This is a genomic window from Photorhabdus bodei (assembly GCF_003287735.1).
GTDB lineage: Bacteria > Pseudomonadota > Gammaproteobacteria > Enterobacterales > Enterobacteriaceae > Photorhabdus > Photorhabdus kayaii.
This window is the reverse complement of sequence record NZ_NSCM01000028.1, coordinates 26,105-49,823: the sequence shown is the minus strand read 5'-3', so window position 1 is coordinate 49,823 and position 23,719 is coordinate 26,105. Positions and strand designations below refer to the sequence as shown.

The 23,719-nt window shown below is 43.4% G+C and carries 21 protein-coding genes; 15 read left to right on the top strand and 6 right to left on the bottom strand.

The window, feature by feature from the left end; all coding sequences use genetic code 11:
- Nucleotides 1–148 precede the first annotated feature (148 nt).
- From cysG to CKY02_RS15145, 13 genes are all read left to right on the top strand, one after another.
- Complete coding sequence (gene cysG, locus CKY02_RS15205; RefSeq protein WP_112895941.1) at nt 149–1,561, top strand: siroheme synthase CysG; 1,413 nt, start codon at nt 149–151, stop codon at nt 1,559–1,561.
- Nucleotides 1,562–1,570: 9 nt separating this feature from the next.
- Nucleotides 1,571–2,479, top strand: a complete 909-nt coding sequence (cysD, locus tag CKY02_RS15200; RefSeq protein ID WP_112895940.1) for a sulfate adenylyltransferase subunit CysD — start codon at nt 1,571–1,573, stop codon at nt 2,477–2,479.
- Nucleotides 2,480–2,490: 11 nt separating this feature from the next.
- Nucleotides 2,491–3,933: a sulfate adenylyltransferase subunit CysN gene (gene cysN / locus CKY02_RS15195; protein WP_112895939.1), complete on the top strand. Its 1,443-nt coding sequence runs from the start codon at nt 2,491–2,493 to the stop codon at nt 3,931–3,933.
- Between the two features lies 1 nt (nt 3,934).
- The gene (cysC, locus tag CKY02_RS15190) at nt 3,935–4,567 is read left to right on the top strand and encodes an adenylyl-sulfate kinase (RefSeq protein ID WP_112895938.1); all 633 of its coding nucleotides are present in this window, start codon (nt 3,935–3,937) and stop codon (nt 4,565–4,567) included.
- Nucleotides 4,568–4,713: 146 nt separating this feature from the next.
- Nucleotides 4,714–5,034, top strand: coding sequence for a cell division protein FtsB (gene ftsB, locus CKY02_RS15185; RefSeq protein WP_065390098.1), 321 nt, complete (start codon nt 4,714–4,716; stop codon nt 5,032–5,034).
- A 5-nt stretch (nt 5,035–5,039) separates the two neighbouring features.
- Nucleotides 5,040–5,771 (top strand): 2-C-methyl-D-erythritol 4-phosphate cytidylyltransferase, encoded by a 732-nt coding sequence (gene ispD, locus CKY02_RS15180; protein WP_112895937.1) that lies wholly within the window; start codon nt 5,040–5,042, stop codon nt 5,769–5,771.
- Nucleotides 5,772–5,784: 13 nt separating this feature from the next.
- Nucleotides 5,785–6,258, top strand: a complete 474-nt coding sequence (gene ispF / locus CKY02_RS15175; protein ID WP_112895936.1) for a 2-C-methyl-D-erythritol 2,4-cyclodiphosphate synthase — start codon at nt 5,785–5,787, stop codon at nt 6,256–6,258.
- Between the two features lie 3 nt (nt 6,259–6,261).
- Nucleotides 6,262–7,311 carry a tRNA pseudouridine(13) synthase TruD gene (truD, locus tag CKY02_RS15170; protein WP_112895935.1) on the top strand — a complete coding sequence of 350 codons (1,050 nt, stop codon included), beginning with the start codon at nt 6,262–6,264 and terminating at the stop codon, nt 7,309–7,311.
- Nucleotides 7,289–8,053 carry a 5'/3'-nucleotidase SurE gene (gene surE / locus CKY02_RS15165; RefSeq protein WP_112895934.1) on the top strand — a complete coding sequence of 255 codons (765 nt, stop codon included), beginning with the start codon at nt 7,289–7,291 and terminating at the stop codon, nt 8,051–8,053. The genes truD and surE overlap by 23 nt, the downstream gene beginning before the upstream one ends.
- On the top strand, nt 8,047–8,673 hold the full coding sequence (locus CKY02_RS15160; protein WP_112877122.1) for a protein-L-isoaspartate(D-aspartate) O-methyltransferase: 627 nt from the start codon (nt 8,047–8,049) through the stop codon (nt 8,671–8,673). The genes surE and CKY02_RS15160 overlap by 7 nt, the downstream gene beginning before the upstream one ends.
- Before the next feature lie 169 nt (nt 8,674–8,842).
- A complete protein-coding gene (nlpD, locus tag CKY02_RS15155) occupies nt 8,843–9,820 on the top strand; it encodes a murein hydrolase activator NlpD (RefSeq protein WP_162120904.1) in 978 nt (325 codons plus the stop codon).
- Nucleotides 9,821–9,871: 51 nt separating this feature from the next.
- Nucleotides 9,872–10,870 carry an RNA polymerase sigma factor RpoS gene (gene rpoS, locus CKY02_RS15150; protein ID WP_112895932.1) on the top strand — a complete coding sequence of 333 codons (999 nt, stop codon included), beginning with the start codon at nt 9,872–9,874 and terminating at the stop codon, nt 10,868–10,870.
- Between the two features lie 321 nt (nt 10,871–11,191).
- Nucleotides 11,192–11,428, top strand: a complete 237-nt coding sequence (locus CKY02_RS15145; protein WP_193493140.1) for a HigA family addiction module antitoxin — start codon at nt 11,192–11,194, stop codon at nt 11,426–11,428.
- A gap of 501 nt (nt 11,429–11,929) precedes the next feature.
- Here the strand turns inward: CKY02_RS15145 and CKY02_RS15135 are convergent.
- From CKY02_RS15135 to mutS, 3 genes are all read right to left on the bottom strand, one after another.
- A complete protein-coding gene (locus tag CKY02_RS15135) occupies nt 11,930–12,604 on the bottom strand; it encodes a hypothetical protein (protein WP_112895929.1) in 675 nt (224 codons plus the stop codon).
- A 397-nt stretch (nt 12,605–13,001) separates the two neighbouring features.
- Nucleotides 13,002–13,763 carry a tRNA isopentenyl-2-thiomethyl-A-37 hydroxylase MiaE gene (gene miaE, locus CKY02_RS15130; RefSeq protein WP_112895928.1) on the bottom strand — a complete coding sequence of 254 codons (762 nt, stop codon included), beginning with the start codon at nt 13,761–13,763 and terminating at the stop codon, nt 13,002–13,004.
- Between the two features lie 4 nt (nt 13,764–13,767).
- Nucleotides 13,768–16,323, bottom strand: a complete 2,556-nt coding sequence (gene mutS, locus CKY02_RS15125) for a DNA mismatch repair protein MutS (protein WP_112895927.1) — start codon at nt 16,321–16,323, stop codon at nt 13,768–13,770.
- A gap of 302 nt (nt 16,324–16,625) precedes the next feature.
- Between mutS and CKY02_RS15120 the strand changes: the two genes are divergently transcribed.
- Both CKY02_RS15120 and CKY02_RS15115 read left to right on the top strand, forming a co-directional pair.
- Entirely contained in the window at nt 16,626–17,399 is a 774-nt protein-coding gene (locus CKY02_RS15120; protein WP_065390107.1) for a type IV toxin-antitoxin system AbiEi family antitoxin, read from the top strand.
- Entirely contained in the window at nt 17,392–18,309 is a 918-nt protein-coding gene (locus CKY02_RS15115; RefSeq protein WP_112895926.1) for a nucleotidyl transferase AbiEii/AbiGii toxin family protein, read from the top strand. Before CKY02_RS15120 ends, CKY02_RS15115 begins: the two co-directional genes overlap by 8 nt.
- 387 nt (nt 18,310–18,696) lie before the next feature.
- Here the strand turns inward: CKY02_RS15115 and CKY02_RS15110 are convergent, their stop codons facing one another.
- From CKY02_RS15110 to CKY02_RS15100, 3 genes are all read right to left on the bottom strand, one after another.
- Complete coding sequence (locus tag CKY02_RS15110; protein ID WP_112895925.1) at nt 18,697–19,827, bottom strand: PLL family lectin; 1,131 nt, start codon at nt 19,825–19,827, stop codon at nt 18,697–18,699.
- Nucleotides 19,828–20,479: 652 nt separating this feature from the next.
- Nucleotides 20,480–21,595, bottom strand: coding sequence for a PLL family lectin (locus CKY02_RS15105; RefSeq protein ID WP_112895924.1), 1,116 nt, complete (start codon nt 21,593–21,595; stop codon nt 20,480–20,482).
- Between the two features lie 594 nt (nt 21,596–22,189).
- Entirely contained in the window at nt 22,190–23,308 is a 1,119-nt protein-coding gene (locus CKY02_RS15100) for a PLL family lectin (protein ID WP_112895923.1), read from the bottom strand.
- Nucleotides 23,309–23,719 lie beyond the last annotated feature (411 nt).

The following is a 23,719-nucleotide window of genomic DNA, read 5'->3' as shown; positions in this document are numbered from 1 at the left end:
CATTAGCCTTGTTCTAGAGAGGTTGGCTATATTCCATTACAGAACAATTAATTCCTTTTTGTCATTTTATAACTTTACCGCCGACTCATATATTCATTCGAAACAGTTTCAGTACTTATAAATATTTCACTGGATATCAAGGGCAATCGTGGATTACTTACCGATATTTGTTGAGCTGAAAGGGCGGCTTGTATTGCTTGTCGGTGGTGGAGAAGTGGCCGCACGTAAGGCGACTCTACTACTACGGGCAGGTGCATTATTACAAGTTGTAGCGCCTGAATTGTGCTCTGAATTACAACAGCGTTATCAAGCTGGTGAGTTGGAATGGTATAAGGAAGAATTCCAGCCTGAATATCTTGATGGCATCTTTTTAGTCATTGCTGCGACTGATGATCGCATTCTAAATAATCGGGTTTTTTCTGAGGCTAATAAGCGCGGTATTTTGGTCAATGTGGTTGATGATCAAGCTCATTGTTCATTTATTTTTCCATCAATTATCGACCGCTCTCCGGTTTTGGTGGCGATTTCATCGGCGGGAAAAGCGCCAGTATTGGCGCGTTTAATCCGTGAGAAATTAGAAGCGTTACTGCCTTCTAGTCTTGGCGCGATGGCAAACATCGCCGGGAATTGGCGTGATCGAGTAAAACAGCGATTAACTTCCATGCGCCAACGTCGTTCTTTTTGGGAACAGGCTTTCAATGGTCGTTTCGCTATGTTGGTTGCAAACGGTCAGATCCAACAGGCGGAAAAACAGCTTGAGCAACAACTAGAACAGTCTGATTCTCAGGGAGAACTGGCTTTGGTTGGGGCTGGTCCTGGTGATCCGGGATTGCTGACGTTAAAGGGGTTACAGGTTATTCAGCAGGCAGATGTGGTGCTTTATGATCATTTGGTGAGCAGTGATGTACTGGATCTGGTTCGCCGTGATGCAGATAAAATTTGCGTTGGCAAAAGAGCGGGTAATCACTCTGTTTCTCAGGAGGAAATTAACCGATTGATTGTGAAATTTGCCGGACAGGGGAAAAAAGTGGTTCGCCTTAAAGGCGGTGATCCCTTTATTTTTGGCCGTGGCGGTGAAGAACTACAAGTTGCAGCATCGGCAGGTATCCCTTTTCAGGTTGTACCGGGCATTACCGCCGCCATCGGGGCGGCGGCTTATGCAGGAATTCCGCTAACTCACCGGGAACATTCACAGAGTATCACTTTTATTACCGGTCATTGTCGAGAAAAGGGTAATGAGTTGGATTGGCCTGCTTTGGCTAGAGGTCATCAGACGCTGGTGATTTATATGGGGACGGTAAAGGCAGCCTTGATAAGTCATCAATTAATTTTACATGGGCGAGCGAAAGAGACACCAGTAGCCGTCATTGGTTGTGGTACTCGTCCAGAGCAGCAAGTGTTAACCGGCACTTTGCTTGAACTGGAACAGTTAGCACAGAGGGCACCGTCGCCGGCCTTACTGGTGGTGGGAGAGGTGGCTCAACTCCACCATCAGATAGCTTGGTTTGGGCAGCAATCTATTGCCAAGATAAGCCGTCCGGCAGTAGTCGATTTTGCATAAGGAGTTGTAATGGATGAGAAAAGATTGACACACTTGCAGCAACTTGAAGCTGAAAGTATTCATATTATACGGGAAGTGGCCGCCGAGTTTGAAAACCCAGTGATGCTTTACTCTATCGGTAAAGATTCTTCGGTCATGCTTCATCTTGCACGCAAGGCGTTCTATCCGGGAACATTGCCATTTCCTTTGCTGCACGTGGATACGGGCTGGAAATTTCGCGAAATGTACGAGTTTCGTGATCGTACTGCTAAGAATTACGGCTTTGAACTATTGGTGTATCGCAACCCGCAAGGGGAAGCAATGGGAATCAATCCATTTGTGCATGGTAGTGCCAAACATACTGACATCATGAAAACCGAAGGATTAAAACAGGCGCTGGATAAATATGGTTTTGATGCCGCTTTCGGCGGTGCTCGTCGTGATGAAGAGAAATCACGTGCCAAAGAGAGGATCTATTCCTTCCGTGATCGTTCACATCGTTGGGACCCTAAAAACCAGCGTCCTGAATTGTGGCGTAATTACAACGGCCAGATTAACAAAGGTGAAAGTATTCGCGTATTCCCATTGTCTAACTGGACTGAACTGGATGTTTGGCAATACGTCTATTTGGAGCAAATTGATATTGTTCCCCTTTATTTTGCCAAATTACGCCCGGTATTGGAGCGTGGGGGTACGCTGATTATGGTTGATGACAATCGGATCGATCTGAAACCTGGTGAGGTTATCAGCCAGCGCAAAGTTCGTTTCCGTACTCTTGGTTGTTGGCCGCTGACGGGAGCAGTGAAATCTGATGCTGAAACATTGCCGGAAATTATTGAAGAGATGCTGATATCGACGACAAGTGAACGGCAAGGGCGGCTGATTGATAGTGATCAATCTGCTTCTATGGAACTGAAAAAACGTCAAGGTTATTTCTAAGGAGTACAACCATGTCAGCACTTGCACAGAATGAAACTATTGCTCATCAAATTAAACAACAGGGCGGTGTGGAAGCTTATCTGCACGCTCAACAAGAGAAAGGATTACTGCGTTTCCTGACGTGTGGCAGCGTGGATGATGGCAAAAGTACTCTGATTGGACGCTTGTTACATGATACCCGTCAGATCTACGAAGATCAGCTTTCAACATTGCAGAATGACAGTAAACGTATCGGTACTCAGGGTGAAAAATTAGATCTGGCTTTATTGGTGGATGGTCTTGCCGCAGAGCGCGAACAGGGTATCACCATTGATGTGGCTTATCGTTATTTTTCAACAGAAAAACGCAAATTTATCATTGCTGATACACCGGGACATGAGCAGTACACCCGTAATATGGCAACGGGTGCATCGACCTGTGATCTCTCTATTCTGTTGATTGATGCGCGTAAAGGTGTTCAGGAGCAGACCCGTCGTCACAGTTTTATCAGTACATTGCTAGGTATTCGCCATTTGGTGGTAGCGGTGAATAAAATGGATCTGATGGAATATCGTCAGGAAGTTTTTGATCAGATCAAACAGAATTATATGAATTTCGCTGCTCAATTGCCGACAGATTTGGACGTTCATTTTGTCCCAATCTCTGCACTTGATGGCGATAATATTGTCACTAGAAGTCGAAATATGGATTGGTATGAAGGACCAATGTTGTTGGATATTCTTGAGACAGTTGATGTAAAAAAGGAAGCCTCGAAGCAGTTACTGCGCTTCCCGGTACAGTATGTTAGTCGGCCTGATCTCGATTTTCGTGGTTATAGTGGCACACTTTCGTCTGGGATTTTACGTAAAGGGCAGAAAGTTAAAGTCATGCCATCCGGTATCTGCTCTCAGGTGGAGCGGATAGTGACTTTTAATGGTGATTTGAATTTTGCTGTTCCGGGTGAAACCATGACGGTGGTGCTGAAAGACGAAGTTGATATCAGCCGAGGTGATCTCCTGATTTCTGCCGATGATGAGATGATGGTTACCCGGCATGCGCTGGTGGATGTGGTATGGATGTCTGAACAGCCTTTGGTGCAGGGGCAGAACCTTGATATCAAAGTGGCGGGTAAAAAGAGCCGTGGGAAAGTTGAGAACATTCAATATCAAGTGGATATTACTCACCTGACACAGCGGGTGACTGTTGATTTACCATTAAATGCCATTGGATCGGTGGAATTTTCTTTTGAAGAACCATTAATGCTCGATAGCTATCAGCAAAATAGCGACACTGGCGGCATTATTTTGATCGATCGACTGACTAATGTCACTGTTGGTGCGGGGTTGGTACGTGAAATTCAGACAGATGTTTATGAAGGGCCAAAAGAATTCAGCGAATTTGAACTGGAATTGAATCGGTTGATTCGTCGTCATTTCCCTCATTGGGGAGCCAGAGATTTACTGGGAGGTAAATAAATTGGCTGACATTGAAAATTTGCTATCAGAAAATGTTGTCTGGCATCCACATCAACTGACCAGAGTGCAGCGGGAGATTGAAAATGGACATCCTGCATTGGTTATTTGGTTCACTGGTTTATCGGGTTCAGGGAAATCCACTGTGGCCGGGGCTTTAGAGCAGGCCCTGTTTCAACGAGGAATGAAAACTTATTTGCTTGATGGTGATAACTTGCGTCATGGCCTTTGTAGTGATTTGGGTTTCTCCGAACAGGATAGGCAGGAAAATATCCGCCGTGTGGGTGAAGTTGCCAGTTTGATGGTCGATGCGGGTTTAGTCGTGCTGACGGCTTTTATCTCCCCTCATAAAGCAGAGCGGAAAAAGGTTCGTGAACTGTTAGAACCAGGGCAATTTATTGAAGTTTTTGTCGATACACCACTGGAAATTTGTGAATCCCGTGATCCGAAAGGATTGTACAAAAAAGCCCGTGCCGGTGAAATTCGTCATTTCACGGGGATTGATTCAGTCTATGAGGTTCCCGATAACCCGGAAATTTATCTTCCAGGCCAGCAATCCGTTGAAATCTCCGTGGCCCAGTTGCTGGTGGAATTGGAAAAGAGCGGCATTATACGCTCAATGATTCATCACGGATAACGTCAACAAAAAGCACATTATTGCGTTTTCAGTGATGTGCTTGTGTAAAATAGCTGCATTCAACTATTTTTCTCATACCCTGTTTTGTGATAGTGGCGTCATTCTTTGAGTTATGGGATGATTGACAGATATTTTAGGGGGCGGAAATGGGTAAACTGACGCTACTATTACTGGTTTTACTTGGATGGCTACAGTATTCACTGTGGCTTGGTAAAAACGGCATTCATGATTATGTGCGGGTTAAGAATGATGTTGCGATGCAAGAGCGTAATAACAGCAAACTTAAAGCGCGTAACGATCAGTTATCGGCGGAAATTGATGATCTTACGGGTGGACAGGAAGCCATCGAAGAGCGATCCCGTAGTGAATTGGGTATGATCAAACCGGGTGAAACTTTCTATCGTTTAATCGTTGATAAATCTAAAGAAAACACTTCGCGTCCCTCGACTCCAAATAATACTCAATAATTAAAATGAACAATCTATTACTTCGTTCCTGTGCTGATATTATTGCTTTGGTACCAGCAGCGGGTATTGGTAGCCGAATGAATTCGGATTGCCCAAAGCAATACCTGTCTATTGTTGGAAAGACTATTATTGAGCACACCTTGGCTGCATTACTTGCTCATCCCCGTATTCAGCATGTTGTGATTGTTTTAAATCCCGCGGACACACAGTTTCAATCCCTTGAGATTGCATCAGATTCGCGCATTACTACGGTAACCGGTGGTGAACAGCGAGCAGATTCTGTGCTGGCTGGTTTAAATCATCTGGTTCATTTGACTGGCAGTGATCATTGCTGGGTTTTAGTGCATGATGCGGCCCGCCCTTGTTTACACCATGACGATCTTGACCGTTTGTTACAATTAGCAGAAGCCGATGAACAGGGAAATATGGCATGCGGTGGTATTCTGGCATCGCCGGTCCGCGATACGATGAAACGCGGACGGGTTGGTCAGATTATTGACCATACAGTAGAACGGCAAGATCTCTGGCATGCACTGACACCTCAGTTTTTTCCATTGATGTTACTAAGGGATTGTTTATCAAAAGCACTTTCTCAACACGCTAATATTACAGATGAAGCTTCCGCACTGGAATATTGTGGTTATCAACCGGTGTTGGTTAACGGGCGTTCGGACAATATAAAAGTCACGCGCCCTGAGGATTTGGCATTGGCAGAATTTTATCTGTCTAGAAAATAAAGGAACAGACATCATGAGGATCGGACACGGTTTCGATGTACATAAATTTGGTGGTGAAGGACCGATTATTATCGGTGGTGTTCGTATTCCTTATGAACAAGGGTTGTTAGCGCATTCCGATGGTGATGTTGCTCTCCATGCAGCAACGGATGCTTTGTTAGGTGCTGCGGCATTGGGCGATATCGGGAAATTATTCCCAGACACTGATCCAGCGTTTAAAGGGGTGGATAGCCGTAAATTATTGCGCGAAGCCTATTCACGTATCAGAGAAAAGGGGTATCGAATTGGCAATCTGGATATTACGATTATCGCTCAAGCACCCAAAATGTTGCCGCATATCCTACAAATGAGAGTCAATCTGGCAGAAGATCTGCAATGTCACATTGATGATATCAATGTTAAAGCCACAACCACCGAAAAATTGGGATTTGTTGGGCGTAAAGAAGGTATTGCTTGCGAAGCGGTTGCTTTGCTGGTTAAGGAATAATTGATGGTATTGGCTGAATTAAATTGGCTGTATGGGCAATCGGAAGCGACGGGGATATTAAAGGCTTCGCCGGAAGATTTTATTGTCTGTGAAGATTTGGGATTTTCTCCTGATGGAGAAGGTGAGCACTTAATGGTGCATATTCGTAAAACGGGTTGTAATACTCAATTTGTTGCAGATAACCTCGCTCGTTTCGCTGGTATACCGTCTAGATCGGTCAGTTATGCTGGTTTAAAAGACCGTAATGCAGTGACAGAACAGTGGTTTTGTTTGCACTTACCGGGCAAACAGGATCCTGATTTTGCCTCGTTTCAGCTTGAGGGATGTGAAGTTCTGACGACAGCCCGTCAGAAACGTAAATTGCGCATTGGCGCATTGAAAGGAAACTCATTTACACTTATTTTGCGGGAAATCAGTCATCACCAATTGGTTGAAAACAGACTACAGTTGATTCAGCAAAGTGGTGTGCCTAACTATTTTGGTGAACAGCGTTTTGGTCGGGATGGGCAGAATCTGATTCAAGCGCAGCGTTGGGCAAATAATGAAATCCGAGTAAAAGAGAGAAATAAACGCAGTTTTTATCTATCAGCTAGTCGTAGTGCTATGTTTAATGCGGTAGCCAGTGCGCGGGTTGCTCTGAAACAGCAACAACAGGTAATGAAGGGTGATGCCCTACAATTAACAGGGCGTGGTAGCTGGTTTGTTGCTGACGAAGCTGAATTGCCTTTATTGCAACAGCGGGTGATCGATGGAGAATTACAAATAACTGCACCGCTGCCTGGTGACGGTGAATTGGGAACACAACACCAAGCTGTGGATTTTGAACGGCAATATTTGCAGCCTTATGAATCGTTGTGGGAACTTATCAAGCGTGAAAGGGTGGAGGGTTCTCGTAGGGCGATTCTGGTGCAGCCTCAGAATCTGAGTTGGCAATGGCAAGATAATGACACGGTAAAAATCAGTTTCTGGTTGCCTGCTGGCAGTTTTGCTACCAGTGTGGTCAGGGAAATAATCAATCAGGATCAAAATAATGTTACGAATATTGTTGAGTAATGATGATGGTGTGACCGCTCCAGGGATTCAGGCTTTGGCGGCTGCATTGCGTGAAAGTTATCATGTGCAGGTTGTTGCTCCTGATCGTAATCGGAGTGGTGCATCTAATGCATTGACCCTTGATCGTTCATTAAGTGTTAATACGCTGGAGAATGGTGATATTTCGGTATTGGGCGGCACACCAACAGATTGTGTTTATCTCGGTGTTAATCGGCTGGTTCTTCCGCGCCCTGAAATTGTTGTTTCTGGTATTAATCGTGGCCCTAACCTTGGGGATGATGTGATTTATTCCGGTACGGTTGCGGCTGCGATGGAAGGCCGTCATCTGGGGTTGCCGGCATTGGCTATTTCACTTGATGGCGAATTGCATTATGAAACAGCGGCAGAAATCACATGTCGTTTGTTACAAATGCTACAAACAACGCCTTTGAGAGCGGGTAATATTTTAAATGTGAATGTTCCTGATCTGCCACTTGAGCACATTAAAGGTTTTCGGGTGACACGTTGTGGTAGCCGTCATGCCGCGGAAGAAGTTTATTCCATGCAAGATCCGAAAGGTAACATGCTTTACTGGTTGGGGCCACCGGGAGATAAATATGATGCTGGCCCTGAAACAGATTTTGCGGCGGTGGAACAGGGATATGTATCTATTACGCCATTACAGGTAGATCTGACTGCGTATAAAGCGCAGGCGTTAGTAAGAGATTGGTTAGCTAAAGCTGAGGTTGATGGAGAATGCTGAGTCGGGCAATGAAAAATTTGCTGACACAATTACGCCAGCAGGGAATAGATGATGAACGTTTACTGGCCGCCATTTCTGCCGTGCCTAGAGAACGTTTTGTCGATGAAGCACTGGCACATAAAGCGTATGAAAATACGGCCTTGCCTATTGGTTATGGGCAAACAATTTCTCAGCCTTATATTGTTGCCCGTATGACTGAGCTGCTTCAGTTAACACCGGATGCTAAGGTTTTGGAAATTGGTACCGGCTCTGGTTATCAGACAGCAATATTAGCGCATTTAGTCAAACATGTTTTCTCGGTAGAACGGATCAAGGGCCTACAGTGGCAGGCTAAACGGAGATTGAAACAGCTTGATTTGCATAATGTTTCAACCCGTCATGGGGATGGTTGGCAAGGATGGCCGTCGCGTGGGTTATTTGATGCTATTATTGTGACCGCTGCGCCTCCCTATATCCCACAAGAATTGATGCTTCAGCTTGCTGATGGTGGTGTGATGGTTTTGCCCGTTGGCGAGCATACACAAATTCTTAAATCCATGAAACGTCATGGCAATGGTTTTCATAGTGAAGTGATCGAAGCTGTGCGCTTTGTGCCCCTTGTGCAAGGGGAACTGGCTTAAATTCATAGTCTATTGCAACTATTTTTCAATTAATGGTTATATTTGCTTTAATAAGCGAAATTATTTTCGTTTCGAGATTTTTGTGGTTATGTATAACCTTTAAGAATTATTAATTTTTACGCTTATCTTTGCCGTTATGGGGGAAGGAAATATGAATTTGGGAAGCCCAATGAAAAAAATACAGCGGATTGTAACGTGTTTATTGATGGGAGTCTGGTTAGTAGGCTGTACAAATACACCAACTCGTCCTGCACCTATCACTAGTATTGATCAAAAACAAAGCAGCGGGAGTCGTTATCCGGTAATATCTTCCGGCCATGCTGCTGTATCTACGCCAATGCCATCTTCACCTTCGTCGATGAGTGAGGCTGATAGCAATTTGCAGGGGAAAATCGTTTATAGCCGTGATTATGACAGTATTCCTAAAGGTAGCTATAACGGCAGTACTTATACAGTCAAGCATGGTGATACTCTGTTTTATATTGCCTGGATCACAGGTAGTGATTTTCGTGATCTTGCAAGCAAAAATAATATTTCAGAACCTTACAGTTTGACGGTGGGGCAGACTTTGAGGACCGGTAGTAGCGGGATGTTAACCACTTATAACCATAATCAAATTCAAACAACCCTGGTTGATTCTCAATCAACTAATGCGTATCCTGCAGATTCCGGGAAGCAAAAGAGTGTAAAAATGTTGCCACGGGCAACTACATCAACAGTAAACGATACGTATTTAGAGTCACCGACGACAACCGCAAGCAGTGGAAACAGCGCTGTCAGCAGTTGGATGTGGCCGGCTGAAGGTAAAGTGATTGAGAGTTTCTCTGATACCCAAGGGGGTAACAAAGGGATTGATATTGCAGGTAGCAGGGGCCAGTCAGTATTCGCAACAGCAGGTGGTCGGGTTGTCTACGCCGGAAATGCCTTACGTGGATATGGAAATCTGATAATTATAAAACATAACGATGACTACCTGAGTGCCTATGCTCATAACGATACAATGCTGGTTCGTGAGCAACAGGACATCAAGGCAGGGCAAAAAATTGCCGCTATGGGTAGCACGGGTACCAGCTCTGTAAGATTACACTTTGAAATTCGTTACAAGGGAAAATCCGTAAACCCGCTGCGTTATCTTCCGCAGCGATAAACTGGGCAGAGTGCTGAATTCTGCCTGCATTATCATGGGTAGGGGCAGCTTATGAGCCAAAATACGCTGAAAGTTAACGAGTTGTATGATGATGCGGATTTAGATGAAAGTGGTATTGAAGCTGACGACTTCGATGAGAAATTATTGAAGAACAATGAGGGTGATCTAACTGATTTTGAGAATGATTTAGATGTATTGCAGGGCATGAGCCAGCGGGTTCTTGATGCAACACAGCTTTATCTCGGCGAGATTGGTTTTTCTCCTTTGCTGACGGCGGAAGAAGAGGTTTTTTTCGCAAGGCGGGCATTACGTGGTGATGTTCTGGCCCGCCAGAGAATGATCGAAAGTAACTTGCGATTGGTTGTCAAAATTTCCCGCCGTTACAGTAACAGAGGCTTAGCTCTTCTTGATTTAATTGAAGAAGGTAATCTTGGCCTTATCCGTGCTGTTGAAAAATTTGACCCGGAGCGCGGGTTCAGGTTTTCTACCTATGCAACATGGTGGATTCGGCAAACCATTGAACGGGCGATTATGAATCAAACCCGTACTATTCGGTTGCCAATCCATATTGTTAAAGAGCTCAACGTCTACTTGCGTACAGCAAGAGAACTTGCCCATAAATTGGATCATGAACCTAGCCCGGAAGAGATAGCTGAGCAACTGGATAGACCGGTTGATGACGTAAGCCGTATGTTGCGATTGAATGAACGTATCATTTCGGTTGATACCCCTATTAGCAGTGATTCTGATAAAGCCCTATTGGATGTTTTATCGGATGAGAATGAAACCGGGCCGGAGGGAACAACACAAGAAGACGATATGAAAAAGAGTATCGTCAAATGGCTGTTTGAGTTGAATTCGAAGCAACGTGAAGTATTAGCGCGTCGTTTTGGTCTTTTGGGATATGAGGCTGAAACGCTGGAAGATGTGGGCAAAGAGATCGGTTTGACAAGGGAAAGAGTGCGTCAGATCCAAGTCGAGGGTTTGCGACGTCTGAAAGATATTATGCAAACTCAAGGTTTGAATATTGAAGCGTTATTCCGTACTTAATTGTTGAATAGTTTGGCTACTTGGGTTCTGAAGAACAGTTGCTCGTATTTTTGCATTGTTGATGCTTGGTATTATCAAGTTCTTCAGTACCCGGTAGGATTCCTCTAATTTTGTCTGAGATGATGATAGTAAATTTCAATCGAAGATTTCTGATATTTAAATTGCAGTGATGTGATTAACGCCCCTTTTTTAACTTCTTTCCTGATTCCCTTTTTCGGGAAGTTGTGTGGTGGTGATGTCTATATATTGTGAACGGTGAGGATTACTACTAATGGTTATGATGTATAACCCCTGCATCCTGGAATATTGGTTAAAGAGGCTATGGAAGCTCTGAATTTGAGTGTTAGAGGCTTGGTTAGGGCACTGGGTGTAGCGCCATCAACTGTGCAACGTTTGGTTGTTGGCAAGTCTGATGTTTCGCCAGAAATGGCACTGAAATTGTCTGTTGTTATCGGCAGTTCACCTCAAGTTTGGATGGGGATGCAGGTAGACTATGAGTTATGGCAGGCAAAACAGCATATCGATGTGTCTCACCTTCATCGATTGCACATAGCTTGACCAGTTACCAGCCAACTTGAGGTTGTCCTTCTGAACCTAAACGACGCGTTAATAAATTTAATCGAAAATGATTGATAATTGTGTCACAAGTCACTATTTTGATTATTATGCAAACTTAATAGCTTTAAAAAAACTATTATTTTTAATAAAATTGGCTGTATAATTAAAGAAAAATTTTTCAACAAAGGATGTGGAATGATATTTCTGTTATCACGACTCATTGATACCATTGTTTTTTTTCTGTTATTTGTAATAGTTAATTATTTTTTTATTTTAGATAAAAACGTCAAAAAAACATTAATATCATCGGTGGCAAGTGTTATTATTTTCATTTTAGTTGGTATTTTTTCCCCACTGCTACTTTACTGTTTCTTAAATCTATCTGAGTTCCTATATTATGTCGTGCATTAAATGCACGACAGTAAATATCCGCTATTGTTTATCAATTAACGGCTTGATTTTATTATCATATATATTTTTATCGATATTGAAATTTACAGGCTATTTCCATGCTCCAGTTATATCAAATGGGGTTCCATTGGGGTTAAGATCCTTTTTAACCCAATTGAACGTATCATATGGATCTGTAAATTTATCATAAAGCTTGTAATGTATTACCCCAGATAAATTATATTTATTTCCTCTAGTTTCTACTTTAACATCAGTTAATTTTCCACTGACCTTAGCGCCACCGATAGCCCATAATGGGTCATTAAAATGTCTGGATTCAGTGCCAAAATCGTACGCATTATTAAAATGAGTTCGATCACCGTTTTGAATCTGTGAGATAAAACGCGATTGAATACTGGTACCATCTGTTCTTTTAAAAGCACCTGGTGTTTTTATCAAATTGCTAATTTTGTTTTGTACACCTATTTTAGAAAGAGTTATTTCCTGACCTGAATCTCTTCTATAATGATTAAATAGACCAATTGAACTCATGCTTTTGTCGTTTTCTATTGTCTCATGATTGAAATTACTATAATAATGAGAAAAACGTTGCACGCTTATTTTTTTTATCTTAAGCATATCATCTTTAAAATAGGCTTCCACAATTTCGTTCATACTGTCTCTCATATGCTTCATTTTATTGTGGATAGGGCATTCCTTGTCTCCGCATGCCGGACAAAGATTTTTTTCTAACACCTTCATAAAATCAACATCTTTTTTGGGCATATTATTTCCTTAATAAATGTAAATCTATGTTACTGGGTATATATAGCATTATTTAATAAATTAAGTTATATCAAAACTTATATGTTTATTATGTTTAAATATGTAACTTTATCGATATGAAATTTTTTTACATTTCATATAGTAGTATTAAAATGGCATGTATCGTTATCAGTACAATTGGATAGAATAAATTAATAAAAAACTCACCATTTAAGTCTGGTTATTTTTATGGCTTACAATAGCGCATTCGTGGTTAATCAAATTAACCTAATGGGGAAAAGGGGTCTGAACATTTTTAAAAGGAAAAATAAACCCCGTTATTTTGAACGAGGTTTGTCATCGATTTGAAAGGTGAGTATAAGCTCACCTTTCTTTTGTTAATCAATCTACATTCAGTTCAAATTACAGGAATGCCACTGTGAAATTTAAAATCGCTATCTGGATTTTGAATCAATTCAGCTTCAACACGGCCAAAATAGTTTACCCGTTCGGTAATATCTTCATTAGCAATAGATTGCGCTAGTGAAAGATAGTCTTGGTAGTGACGTGCTTCAGAGCGTAGCAGCGAGATATAAAATTTCCTCAGATCTTCATCCAAATGAGGGGCCAGCTTGGCGAAACGTTCACAAGAACGCGCCTCAATATAAGCGCCGATAATTAGCTTATCCACCAATGTATAAGGTTCATGGTTGGTGATATGGCTAAGCATGCCTTTAGCATAACGGCTGGCAGTGATACTTTCATAGCTGATATCGCGTGCGTCCATGATCTCCAGCACTTGATAGAAGTGATGTAGCTCTTCTTTAATCAGCAATACCATTTTATCAATCAGATCCTGGCTATAGGGTGAATTAGCTTTGGCGGTGATCTGTTTGGTCGCTTGGTTTTGACCTCTTAATGAATTGAGATCGCCAACTTTCTTGTAAGCAAAATCTTCATAAGGTTTAAACCATGCCAGAAGTGTATCCTCACTTCGCTGATCTACGGCATACTTGCGGATCAAAAACATAGCGCTCTGTGCTGCTTTCAGCTCGCATAACAGATGATCCCGTAAAAGCACAGGTAAATTTTCAGGCTGTTTTGCTCTATCTACCCACAAATCCGGGGTTTCACATTGCAAAAAATGGTATATCGGTTGTAAGAGGCTTTTGTCAAACATGTTCTTACACCATATCTTTTAGCCGATAAATCCATTCCAATGCTTGACGCGGAGTCAGTGAGTCTGGATTGAGATTTTCCAATGCTTCAATCGCCGGTGATGTCTCTTCTGTTAGTAGTGCAAGTTGTGGTGTATCGACATGACTTGCTGTTGCATGGTTGGATAGCGATTCCAGCTCTTTAAGTTTCTGGCGAGCTCGTTTAATCACTTCACGTGGAACGCCAGCGAGAGAAGCAACTGCCAACCCGTAACTCTTACTGGCTGCACCCTCTTGCACGCTGTGCATAAATGCGATGGTATCTCCATGCTCTACCGCATCGAGATGAATATTAACCACGCCTTCAAGTTTTTCTGGCAACGTGGTCAGCTCAAAATAGTGAGTAGCAAACAGAGTCATTGCTTTAATGCGGTTTGCCAGATTTTCTGCACATGCCCATGCCAGAGAAAGTCCATCGTAGGTTGATGTCCCTCTGCCAATCTCATCCATCAATACCAAACTTTGCTCTGTCGCATTGTGCAAGATATTGGCGGTTTCGGTCATTTCGACCATGAAGGTTGAACGGCCGGATGCCAGATCATCGGAAGCCCCCACACGGGTAAATATACGATCAACCGGGCCGATGACCGCTTTTTCAGCCGGTACAAAGCTACCGATATAGGCCAGAAGTGTAATAAGTGCCGCCTGACGCATATAGGTACTTTTACCGCCCATATTTGGACCGGTAATAATCAGCAGACGCCGCTGTGAAGATAAAGAGAGTGGGTTTGAGATAAATGGTTCACTCAGAACTTGCTCAACAACCGGATGACGACCACCGGTGATTTGAATTCCCGGTTTATCGCTCAATGTTGGGCAAACATAATTCAGGGTTTCAGCGCGTTCTGCCAGATTTGCCAATACATCAAGTTCAGCTAGTGCTTCGGCGCTGGTTTGTAATTTGGCCAAATGAGGCAGCAGCAGATCGAATAATTCTTCGTAAAGCGCTTTCTCTATTGCCAGAGATTTCCCTTTAGAGGTCAGAACTTTATCTTCATATTCTTTTAGCTCGGGGATGATATAACGCTCAGCATTTTTCAGTGTCTGGCGGCGGACATAGTGAATTGGCACCAGATGGCTCTGCCCTCGGCTGACTTGAATATAGTAGCCATGAACACCATTAAAGCCGACTTTCAGAGTATCAAGACCCAGCTTTTCTCGTTCACGGATTTCCAGTTGTTCCAGATAGTTACTGGCACCATCAGCCAGTGTGCGCCACTCATCCAGTTCACTGTTATAACCCGGTGCGATTACGCCACCATCCCGAACTAATACCGGAGGTGTTTCTACAATCGCTTTTTCAAGCAATTCCTGTAATTCATCAAACCTGCCGATATTTTTCTGCAATTGCTTGATATAAGGGGAATCTGAGGAGTCCATAACTTGATGGATATCCGGTAATTGCTGGAATGCATGACGCATTCTTGCCAGATCCCTTGGCCGAGCAGAGCGTAGAGCCAAGCGTGCTAGCACACGTTCGAGATCACCTATCTGTAGCAAAAATGGCTGCAACTCCAACCCAATCTCCTGCAAGGTAGAGATAGCTTGTTGACGATTTTCTAATATCTGGCGGTCCCTGACAGGCGCATGCAACCAGCGTTTCAACATTCGGCTACCCATTGGGGTAACACATAGATCAAGGACAGAAGCGAGCGTATTATCTGTACTGCCAGACAGGTTTTGTGTCAGTTCCAGATTACGGCGGGTTGCGGCATCCATAATAACCGTATCTTGCTGACGTTCCATCGTAATGCCACGGATATGTGGCAGCGCCGTGCGTTGAGTATCTTTGACGTATTGCAACAGGCAACCAGCGGCACGCAGAGCGAGAGCTGCTTTTTCCACACCAAAACCGACGAGATCACGGGTACCAAATTGTAGGTTCAATTGCTGTTTTGCGGTATCCAGTTCAAATTCCCATAAAGGGCGACGGCGCAGGCCATGAAAATTTTCAATTAGAGCCATATGCTCAAAACTTTCAGGATAGAGCAATTCAACAGGGCGGCTACGTTGCAATTCAGCGGCTATCGTTTCCAGCTCTGCCATTTCAGATATTTGGAAGCGGCCAGATGTTACATCCAGTGTGGCATAACCAAACCCTTGATTATCGTACCAAATAGCCGCCAGCAGGTTATCTTGCCGTTCCTGTAATAGTGCTTCATCTGTCACGGTGCCGGGGGTAACGATGCGGACGACTTTACGTTCAACCGGGCCTTTGCTAGTGGCGGGATCGCCAATTTGTTCACATATAGCGACCGATTCACCTAATTGAACCAGCTTAGCTAAATAGTTTTCCACTGCATGATGTGGCACACCTGCCATAGGGATAGGATTGCCGGCTGATTGACCTCGTTTGGTCAGGGAAATATCCAGCAATTTTGCCGCTTTTTTGGCATCGTCATAAAACAGCTCATAGAAATCTCCCATTCTATAAAACAGCAGAATATCAGGGTGCTGCGCTTTAAGACGGAGATATTGCTGCATCATGGGCGTGTGAGTGTCGAAGGTTTCTGTATTAATCATGCAGTGGTCTTAGTTAAGTTTGTGAATCAATTCTTTCGTTATGGTATCGCACCAAGCTTTAAACTTACACAAGTAAAATCTGGAAGCAATTCGCAAATTTAGTTGTAATTTTGGTCTGGTTAATTTGGCTGTGTGTAGAAGATAAAGCTGCGTTGCCGAAGTGGTTGAAAGAATTTCCCAATGTTGACTGGCTTTTGCTTTCTAATACAACGATATTATCGATGAGATGACTGCTCAAAAAATTGACACCTCAGCAACCAGTGGTTTACTATTTGTAATATTGTTACACCAAGGGTGAATCTATGTCATCAAAATTAAACTGGCTTTTGCAAAACACTACGCCGGGCTCCTTAGTGTTGCAATCTTGGCTAACAAAGCACAGCATCAGCCCCTCTTTGGCGAATAAGTATATGAATAGCAACTGGCTGCAAAAATTGCGAGCCGGGGTGTATGTACGAACAGGACGTGAGCCTGAGTGGAGTGATGCTGTGCAATGTCTGCAAAATCAGCTTTCTATCCCGGTTCATTTAGCGGGACTTACCAGTCTGGCGTACCAAGGCCGTTCTCATTATCTACAGTTAAATCAGCAAAAGATCTGGCTCTATGTGGAAGACAAAGCTGCGTTGCCTAAATGGTTTAAAGAATTTCCTGATATTGACTGGTTTTTGCTTTCTAACCAAAAGTTATCCCTACTTGATGAGAAATACCTGACAGAAGTTGAAATCAAAGGAAACCAGCTAAAAGCCAGCACGCCTGAATTAGCTGCTTACGAAGTTTTAGATGCTGTGCCTGTATCGTTTTCTTTTGAACATGCTGCGGAGCTTTTCCAAGGTTTGATTAATCTCAGCCCGCGTAAAGTGGAAATACTTCTTCATTCCAGTCATGCGATCCAAACTAATCGTCTATATCTTTTTTTAACCGATTATTATGCTCACACATGGGCTAAACGTGTTGATAAAACTAAAGTTGACTTAGGGGCAGGGAAGCGTCAAGTCGTGTTAGGAGGAAAGTTGGATAAGCAGTATCAGATTACGGTTCCGGAACAGTATTTGAACAATGGATTATCTCATGGATAAATATTCTCCATATTATCGACAAGTTGTGTTGTTGATGAGTGTACTGCCTGTGGTAGCAACAGAGAGCTGTTTTGCGTTGAAAGGTGGGACGGCGATTAATTTGTTTGTACGTGATTTTCCCCGTTTGTCAGTTGATATTGATCTGGTTTATATACCGTTGGAAAGCAGGGAGCTAGCGTTACCCAATGTTCGAACGGCATTAACTAGGATTGTCGCTTTACTCCAACAACAAGTAGGGGTTTTTGCAGCACTACAGACAAATAATCCTAATGAAATGCGTATTATTGTTACTTCTCAAGAGGCGCAGATAAAAATCGAAGTCTCACCGGTTGCGCGCGGTACTCTGTATCCACCTCAAGGGCGTGATGTTGTTGAAGTTGTGGAAGATGAATTTGGTTTTGCCTCTATTCAGGTCGTTTCGATTGCTGATCTTTATGGTGGTAAGCTATGTGCAGCGTTAGATCGCCAGCATCCACGTGATCTTTTCGACGTCAAAATGTTGCTTGAAACGCAGGGGATGGATCGTTCTATCTTTAATGGATTTGTTACCAATTTACTTAGTCATCCTCGACCGTTGTCTGAAGTGCTTAATCCTCGATGGAAGGATATTTCTGAGCTTTATATGAATGAATTCAGAGGAATGACATTTAACAAAGTGTTGTTGGAAGATCTTAATTCCGTACCTGAATTGATGATTTCAGCACTTAAGGAGCAATTTACCTCGCAGGATTCTGACTTTTTGATGTCTTTCAAAAGTGGCAAGCCGGATTGGCATTTATTCCCAGAAAGCCAAATTCAACATTTACCAGCGGTAAAATGGAAGTTACACAATCTCGATTGTATGCCAAAAGGTAAACATATTCAGGCGTTGGATAAACTAGAGAAAACTCTGGCTGAGTGGCTGGGTTAGTTTATAATTCGTGATATACATTCACTTTAAGTATCACTATATATTTATTTTTAAACCATTGTCATTGGATGATGATAATTGAGTGGGACAGTAATAATAGATGAGTTAATCAATTATAAATGCGTGGTTAAAATATAGTTTTTACATACAGAAATTCAAAAATAAGAAATTATAAATGAATTGTTTTCCAAGTATATTCAACCAAAAGTATATCTTTGTCATAAACAATAATACATGAGTTTGAACCCGTATTGAGCTTACATGTCGAATATTGGGTTAACTCCAGCAAATTAAGTACCACTGGCCCGATGCAGCACAGTGAATATTTTTTTAATGCATCGGGCCAGAAGATTACGCTTGTCTTGTGAGAAGTTGGTTCCTTCCAGATTATTTGATCACAGAAGCGTCGATCAAGGTGATGCCACCGATGAGAGCCCAGGTGGTCCACGATGATGTGGTTGATGAAGTTGTTTGCCAGAGGTGCCAGAGCGCTTTGTCAAGGCCAAGCACAAAGACCTCGATCCGACCGTCTGAATTCTTCGCTACCGTTGGGGCACTGGCGATAATGCCTGTAAATGAGCTCCAGTTAGACCACGGGCCGTTATGGGAAGTTTGCCAGGTGCGCCAGAGCGTGTTATCAGCGCCGCGAGCAAAGACTTCAAGCTGGCCAGAGATATTCTTCACCGCCGCTGGGGCGCTAGTGATCACACCATCCAAACATTGCCAGTTTGACCATGAAACGGAATCAGAACCGATCTGTGAAATGTGCCGGAGTGTGCTATCGGCACCGCGAGCAAAGACTTCGAGCCGACCATCGCAGTTGTCGATGACCACTGGGTCGCTAGTGATTACACTTTTTAGTGACTGCCAATTTGACCATTGATCAGTGTGAGCAGCCGTTTGCCAAATGTGCCAAAGGGCATTATCGGCACCGCGAGCAAAGACTTCAATCCGACCATCGGCGTTGAGATGTGCAGCCGGGTTACTCGTGAGCGTGCCGCCCAGAGATTTCCAGTTTGACCACGAATTGGTATGGGCTGCGGTTTGCCAGATGTGCCATAGCGCGTTATCCGTGCCGCGAGCAAAGACTTCAAGTCGGCCGTCAGAGTTGAGACATACCTCAGGGTTGCTGGTTATACCTCCATACAGCGGCTGCCAGCTTGACCAAGTATTGGTATCAGCGGCGGTCTGCCAGTTGTGCCAGAGTGCATTATCCGTACCACGTACGAATACTTCCAATCGACCGTCCGAATTACGATGAACGGCGGGTTTGCTGGTTACTACTCCGTTAAACTTGTTCCAGCCTGCCCAGGAGGAGTTTGGGAGCGGTGCTGTTTGCCAATTGTGCCACACTGCGCTGTCAGTGCTTACACCGAAAACCTCAAGCCGATTATCGGCATTGTTTGCTACTGAGACAATTCCAGATAACGCTATCGCAGAGTTCTCGATTTCTACTTCACCTGCAACATATGCTTCGGTATTATCTGGATTTGGCATTTTAATAGGTTCTTTTTTCATATGTATATTCTCTTTAAAAATAATTTTTCGGATTTAGAAAATAATCATTTAATGAGAGAGGGATTCGTATTTATATATTGATGTTTTCACTGGTCTCCTATGTAATTTTATTAATAAAATAAAGGGTAGATGTTTTTTTTGTTAGTTATTGACTTGTAAAATGTTAATTAAATATAGTCTCACATTATGTGATTACATATTGTTTTGCACGAAATTATTTAAGTGGAATAAATTTAAAATAAACTGTTTTTCATTTTAAAGTCCCCGCTGTTTTCTATTTTAAATGTATTTGTTTCATGTTTTTTTAATTTTTTTAAAATATTTTATTGAATCATTATTAAAGCACAAAATTCATAATCTGGCTATTGAGAAACGTAGATCCTGATTTAATCATGTACCTAAAAGAGGTTATTCTGTTTGAAGTTGTCTTCCAGGTATATTCGACTAATAGTCTGTTTCAGATAGACAAAATATCTCCTTGTCATCAACGATAATATGCCAACTCGAATCGATGCCAGGTTTGTGTATCGAATATGAGATTTTTACCGGCAAATTAGGTACCACTGGCCCGATGAAGCACAGTGAATATTTTCCTTAACGTATCGGGCCAGAAGGTGACGTTCGTCCTGTGCAAAGCTGGATTCATTCCAGATTATTTGATTGCTGAAGCGTCGATTAAGCTGCCTTTGAGGGATACCCAAGCGGACCACGATGGTGTGGCTTGCCAGATGTTCCAGAGTGCGTTATCGGTGCCACGCGCAAAAACTTCAAGCCGACCATCGGCGTCTTCCACTGCCGTTGGCGCGCTGGTGATCGTGCCATTTAACGTGGCCCAGTTAGACCACGGACCGGAATGGGAAACCGTTTGCCAGATGTGGTAGAGCGCGTTATTGGTGCCGCGTGCAAAAACTTCAAGCCGGCCATCGGAGTTCTTCACCACCGCAGGAGCACTGGTGATCACGCCATTCAACGAAGCCCAGTTGGACCACGGGCCGCCATGGGGAATGGTTTGCCAGATGTGGTAGAGTGCGTTATTGGAGCCGCGCACAAAGACTTCAAGCCGGCCATCAGCGGTGCCGATGACGACAGGATCGCTAGTGATTACACCACCGAGTGAATCCCAACCTGACCACTGATTGGAATCAGGAGCGGTTTGCCAGATGTGCCAGAGTGCGTTATCGGTACCACGCGCAAAGACTTCAAGCCGGCCGTCGGAGTTGATATGAACCGCCGGGTTGCTGGTGATCACGCCGTTCAAAGATTGCCAGCTCGACCACGGACCGGAATGAGCGGCAGTTTGTGAGATGTGCCAAAGTGCATTATCGGTGCCACGTGCAAAGACGTCGAGCCGGCCATCGGTGTTGACATATATCGCGGGGTTACTAGTAATTGTACCCCCTAAAGATTGCCAGTTTGACCAACCGGCATTGGTGGCGGTTTGCCAGATATGCCAGAGCGCATTATCGGTGCCGCGTGCGAATACCTCTAGCCGACCGTCTGTATTGATATAAACGACAGGTTTGCTGGTTACGTTTCCGCTGAGTGAGATCCAGCCGGACCAGGAAGAGCCTGAGTGTGGTGCCGTTTGTCTGTTGTGCCACACGGCATTGTCAGTGCCCACACCAAAAACTTCGAGCCGTCCATCGGAGGTGTTTACTACTGAGACAATTTCAGACAACGCGATTGGTGCGTTTTCGATTTCTATCTCATTTGCAGCAAGTGACTCGGCATTATCTGGCTTTGGTATATTAATAGGTTCTTCTTGCATATATATCCTCGTTAAAAATAATTTTTTAGATTCACTATACCCTATGGATTTCAAGATGCATCGCGACGGCAAGGGAGTGAATCCCCGGGAGCATAGATAACTATGTGACCGGGGTGAGCGAGTGCAGCCAACAAAGAGGCAACTTGAAAGATGACGGGTATAAATAGTCATTTAATAAGCAAGATGTTTAATTCTGTGAATCAATATTCTCACTTTTACTCTTTATTCTTTGAAGAAATAATTAATGCTTTATTTGATGTTGATTGATGGTCCGTGAAGTATTAAGTGGATGAGATGCTACATTATAAAATCTCGTGTGTTTATATGTATTTTTACATACAGCTATTCAAAAATAATAAATTATAAATAAATTATTTCTCTGTTTTAAGGTTTCATTTTACTTATATTTGAAAAATATATTTTTATCATAAATAACGGGAGCGAACTTGAGTGAATACCCGGTTTGTGTGTCGAATATTGGGTTAATTTCAGCAAATAAGGTACTACTGGCCCGATGCAGTACTGTGAATGTTCTCCTTTAATGCATCAAGCCAGAAAGTTATGCGTGTCTTGTGTGAAGCTAATCTTTCCAGATTATTTAATGGCTGAAACGTCGATTAAGTTGCCGCCGAGGGATGCCCAGCTAGACCATGACGATGATGTAGTTTGCTGAATATGCCAGAGAGCGTTATCGGAACCGCGTGCAAAAACCTCAAGCCGGCCATCGGCATTCTTCGCCACCGCAGGCGCGCTGGTAATCGTGCCTGACAATGAAGCCCACTCAGACCATGAACCCGATGCTGCTGTCTGGCTGATGTGCCAGAGTGCGTCATCGGGGCCACGCGCAAAGACCTCAAGCCGACCGTCGGCGTTGATATGTACCGCAGGGTCGCTGGTGATGGCACCAGACAGTGACCGCCAGTTTGTCCAACCAGCATTAGGAGCAACTTGCCAGATATGCCAGAGAGCATTATCGGAACCACGTGCAAAGACCTCAAGCCGACCATCAGCGTTGGCGATCACTACTGGATTGCTCGTTATCACGCCGCTCAGTGACTGCCAGTTTGTCCAGGGATAGGCATGAGAAGTCGTTTGCTTGATGTACCAGAGAGAGTAATCGTTGCTGCGCGCAAAGACCTCAAGCAGACCACTGGCATTGATATATACCGCGGGATCACTGGCAAGCACGCCATTTAGTGACTGCCAATTAGACCACGGACCGACATGGGGAGCGGTTTGCCAGATGCGCCAGAGAGTGTTATCGGAACTGCGTGCAAAGACCTCAAGTCGGCCATCGGAGTTGACATATACCACTGGGTTGCTGGTGATCTGACCACCTAAAGATTGCCAGCCTGACCAACCGGCGCTGGGTGCGGTCTGCCAATTATGCCATAGCGCATTATCGGTGCCACGCACGAATACTTCCAATCTGCCGTCTGAGTTAATGTGAACGGCGGGTTTGCTAGTTGCTATTCCAGTTAGCGAGTGCCAGCCGGACCAGGAAGATCCGGTGTTTGGTCCCGTTTGCCAGTTGTGCCATACAGCATTGTCGGTGCCTATACCGAAAACCTCAAGTCGACCATCCGCGTTGTTTGTCGCCGAGATAATTCCGGGTAACGCCGTCCAAGAAATTTCCTGGGGTGTTTCTATTTCTTTTGCGACAGATGACTTGGTATTATCTGGAGTTGATGTATTAATAGATTCTTTTTTCATAATATATATCCTCTTTAAGCAATATACCCGTCATCTTTCAAGTTGCCTCTTTGTTGGCTGCACTCGCTCACCCCGGTCACATAGTTATCTATGCTCCCGGGGATTCACTCCCTTGCCGTCGCGATGCATCTTGAAATCCATAGGGTATATATTTAATATTTACATTAATATTCTTGCTTGTGTTTTTTTATTAGGGAAAGACATGATGAATATTTTTATTTGATGATGACTTCTGATCTGTGAAATATTGGGTGAATGTGATGTTACATTATAAAATTCATACGTTTATATATATTTTTACATACGGTGATTCAAAAATAATAAATTATAAATGAATTGTTTTTCTGTTTTAAAGTTTCACTGTTCTTGTGTTTGAAAATATATCTTTGTCATAGCTATTTTAATTTTATT